This is a genomic window from Gammaproteobacteria bacterium CG11_big_fil_rev_8_21_14_0_20_46_22 (assembly GCA_002796245.1).
Lineage (GTDB): Bacteria > Pseudomonadota > Gammaproteobacteria > UBA12402 > UBA12402 > 1-14-0-20-46-22.
Window position 1 is genome coordinate 1 of record PCWT01000063.1, and the last position, 3,717, is coordinate 3,717.

At 48.0% G+C, this 3,717-nt stretch carries 4 protein-coding genes; all 4 read left to right on the forward strand.

Annotated features, from left to right (window positions below; all coding sequences use genetic code 11):
* Positions 1-464: 464 nt before the first annotated feature.
* Positions 465-845, forward strand: coding sequence for a 30S ribosomal protein S12 (locus COV52_08735; protein ID PIR10458.1), 381 nt, complete (start codon positions 465-467; stop codon positions 843-845).
* A 16-nt stretch (positions 846-861) separates the two neighbouring features.
* The gene (locus tag COV52_08740; protein ID PIR10459.1) at positions 862-1,383 is read left to right on the forward strand and encodes a 30S ribosomal protein S7; all 522 of its coding nucleotides are present in this window, start codon (positions 862-864) and stop codon (positions 1,381-1,383) included.
* 16 nt (positions 1,384-1,399) lie between these two features.
* Positions 1,400-3,487: an elongation factor G gene (gene fusA, locus COV52_08745; GenBank protein ID PIR10460.1), complete on the forward strand. Its 2,088-nt coding sequence runs from the start codon at positions 1,400-1,402 to the stop codon at positions 3,485-3,487.
* Between the two features lie 23 nt (positions 3,488-3,510).
* On the forward strand, positions 3,511-3,717 hold a 207-nt coding region (tuf, locus tag COV52_08750), incomplete at its 3' end, for an elongation factor Tu (protein PIR10461.1).

Here is a 3,717-nt window from a genome sequence, read left to right on the forward strand (position 1 = left end):
ACTAAAAACAACTTAAAATGCCTTGAAAACCGCATAAATACTGGGCTGTAAATATTTTGTTCATAAAAATCTGGAAGTCGGGACGGGGGGTTGCTGTCATGCGAGAAAGTGAAGCGAGTGTGGCAATCTTTCAGTCGTCAGATTCTCAGCTTTTTTGCTTAAATCCTGTTGCTTTTTGGGTTAAAACCAGTAAGATACGGCACCTGCTTCAGGTAGAGCGCTTGTTCAACATCAATAAGCTGCTGCAAAGGAGTCTAAGGCCTAGGTTGCGCACCCTGTGCTTCCGTCTTTTTCTACCCCTTTGCACCTTATATATGATGAAACTCGTCGTTTTGGCTTGAGGCCATGGCGTGTGTATTTGCTTGACTTTAAGGGTCGGGCTCAGTAGAATCGCCGCACTTTTGGGGGCATGCCAGTGCCGCCCAGTGTTTTTTTGTCTTAAAGAGATGTATTAGAGGACAGTAATGGCAACAATTAACCAGTTGGTGAGAAAGCCACGTAAGCCTAAGATTAAAAAGGTAAAAATGCCGGCCCTACAAGCCTGCCCACAAAAACGCGGTGTGTGTACTCGTGTGTACACAACCACGCCTAAGAAGCCGAACTCGGCTTTGCGTAAAGTCGCTCGTGTGCGCTTAACGAATGGCATGGAAGTCACGGCTTACATTCCGGGTGAAGGTCACAACCTTCAGGAACACTCTGTGGTATTGATCCGCGGTGGTCGTGTAAAAGACTTACCGGGTGTGCGTTACCACGTCGTTCGCGGTAGCTTGGATACCTCGGGCGTTCAAGATCGTAAACAAGCTCGCTCTAAATACGGTGCGAAGCGACCTAAGAACAAAAGTTAACGGGAAGGTGTAAGCAATGAGAAGACGTGCAGCCAGTAAACGTAAAATTCTTCCTGATCCTAAGTTCGGGGATGAGATTTTAGCGAAATTTGTGAACCACGTAATGCGTGGTGGTAAGAAGTCTGTCGCCGAGCGTATCGTGTACGGCGCTCTGGACGAAGCGTTGAAAAAAATCAAAACCGACGACTCTGGTGACGAAGGCGGCGAGGGCGGTGAAGGTTCTTCATCAAAACCGCGTGAAATCCGTCTATTTAATAAAGTATTGGAAACCATTGCGCCTGCGGTTGAAGTGAAGTCGCGCCGCGTAGGTGGTTCAACGTATCAGGTGCCTATCGAAGTCAGCCCAATCCGTGGCCGTGCGTTGGCGATGCGGTGGTTGTGTGATGCAGCGAAAACCCGCTCTGAAAAATCGATGATGTATCGTTTGGCCGGTGAAATGGCTGATGCGCTTCAGGGTCGCGGTAACGCGATGAAAAAGCGTGATGATACGCACCGTATGGCGAAAGCCAACCAAGCCTTTGCGCACTACCGTTGGTAATTAAAAGGATAATATTGTGGCTAGAACAACCCCCATTGAACTCTACAGAAATATCGGCATCATGGCGCACATCGATGCGGGTAAAACCACGACAACTGAGCGCGTGTTGTTTTACACAGGCGTTTCTCACAAGATTGGTGAAGTGCATGACGGTGCTGCGACAATGGACTGGATGGAGCAAGAGCAAGAACGTGGTATTACGATCACGTCTGCGGCGACCACCTGTTACTGGGCTGGTATGGACCAACAATACAAGCGCCACCGCATCAATATCATTGATACCCCGGGCCACGTAGACTTCACGATTGAAGTAGAGCGTTCATTGCGTGTATTGGATGGCGCGGTTGCGGTTTTCTGTGCGGTGGGTGGTGTTGAGCCGCAATCTGAAACAGTGTGGCGTCAAGCCAATAAATATCACGTGCCGCGTATGGCGTTCGTGAACAAAATGGACCGTATGGGTGCTAATTTCTTGCGTGTGGTCGATATGATTAAAACACGCTTAGGCGCTCGCCCTATTCCTATGCAGTTAGCCATCGGCGCTGAGGAAAACTTCAAAGGCGTGGTGGATTTGGTTCGCATGAAGGCGATCTACTGGAACGAAGAAGATCGTGGTATGACGTATGATGCCAAAGATATCCCTGAAGATATGCAAGCTGAGTGCGAAATGTACCGCGAGCAAATGATTGAAGCAGCGGCAGAAGCTAATGAAGAGTTGATGAACAAGTACCTTGAAGAAGGTGTTTTGTCGAATGAAGAAATCAAAGCCGGTATTCGCCAACAAACCTTGGCCAACGAAATTGTGCCGGTGTTCTGTGGTTCGGCGTTCAAAAACAAAGGCGTTCAAGCGATGCTTGACGCAGTGGTTGATTACATGCCATCCCCAACTGACGTTGTTGCGATTAAAGGTGAAAATGAAGACGGTAGCGAAGCTGTACGTCATTCTGATGACAAAGAGCCGTTTTCTGCCTTGGCGTTTAAAATTGCCACCGATCCATTTGTTGGTAACTTGACGTTTTTCCGTGTTTACTCGGGTGTCTTGAAATCAGGCGATACAGTCTATAACCCGGTTAAAGACAAGCGTGAGCGCATCGGTCGTTTAGTACAAATGCACGCAAACTCTCGTGAAGAAATTAAAGAGGTTTATGCCGGTGATATCGCTGCTGCGGTTGGCTTGAAACAAGTCACCACAGGCGACACTTTGTGTGATATGAACAATATCATCACGTTGGAACGTATGGAGTTTCCAGAGCCTGTGATTTCGATTGCGATTGAGCCAAAAACGAAAGCGGACCAAGAAAAGATGGGTATTGCTTTGGGTAAATTGGCCCAAGAAGATCCTTCTTTCCGTGTTCACACTGATGAAGAAACGGGTCAAACGATTATTGCGGGTATGGGTGAGCTTCACCTTGAGATCATCGTCGATCGTTTGCGCCGTGAATTCAGCGTAGAAGCAAACGTTGGTAAGCCTCAGGTGGCTTATCGCGAAACGATCAAGAAAGTGGTTGAGCATGAGCATAAGTTTGTTCGCCAAACGGGTGGTCGCGGTCAGTATGGTCACGTGTACTTGCGTATCGAGCCACAAGAAGCGGGCAAAGGTTACGAATTTGTGAACGAAATCGTCGGTGGTGTGATTCCAAGAGAATACATTCCTGCCATTGACAAAGGTGTTCAGGAACAAATGCAAAATGGTGTTATCGGTGGTTATCCGGTCGTTGACGTGAAAGTCGCTGTTTATGATGGTTCTTACCATGATGTCGACTCGAATGAGATGGCGTTTAAGATCGCGGGCTCTATGTGCTTTAAAGAAGGCGCTAAAAAAGCCGGTGCTTACTTGCTTGAGCCGATGATGAAAGTCGAATGCGTAACCCCTGAAGATTACATGGGTGACGTCATGGGTGACTTGAACCGTCGTCGCGGTATTTTGCAAGGCATGGATGAAGGTCCTTCAGGCAAAGTGATTCGTGCTGAAGTGCCATTATCTGAAATGTTTGGTTACGCGACGGATCTTCGTTCAATGTCGCAAGGTCGTGCAACGTACACGATGGAATTCGCACGTTACGCGGAAGTGCCGCAAAACATTGCAAATGAATTAATTGAGAAATAACGAGCTGTAGAAAGAGGTGAGTCATGGCAAAAGCTAAATTTGAGAGAAACAAGCCGCACGTAAACGTAGGCACGATAGGCCACGTGGATCACGGTAAAACGACGTTGACGGCAGCGTTGACGGTGGTGTTGTCAAAACTTCACGGTGGTGAAGCGAAAGGCTACGACCAAATTGACAGTGCGCCAGAAGAGAAAGCGCGTGGTATTACGATTTCGACAGCGCACGTGGAA

What these genes read in the sequence shown, in the direction of transcription:
- COV52_08735 (PIR10458.1), top strand. Translation starts at nt 465, where the DNA reads ATGGCAACAATTAACCAGTTGGTGAGAAAGCCACGTAAGCCTAAGATT.
- COV52_08740 (PIR10459.1), top strand. Translation starts at nt 862, where the DNA reads ATGAGAAGACGTGCAGCCAGTAAACGTAAAATTCTTCCTGATCCTAAG.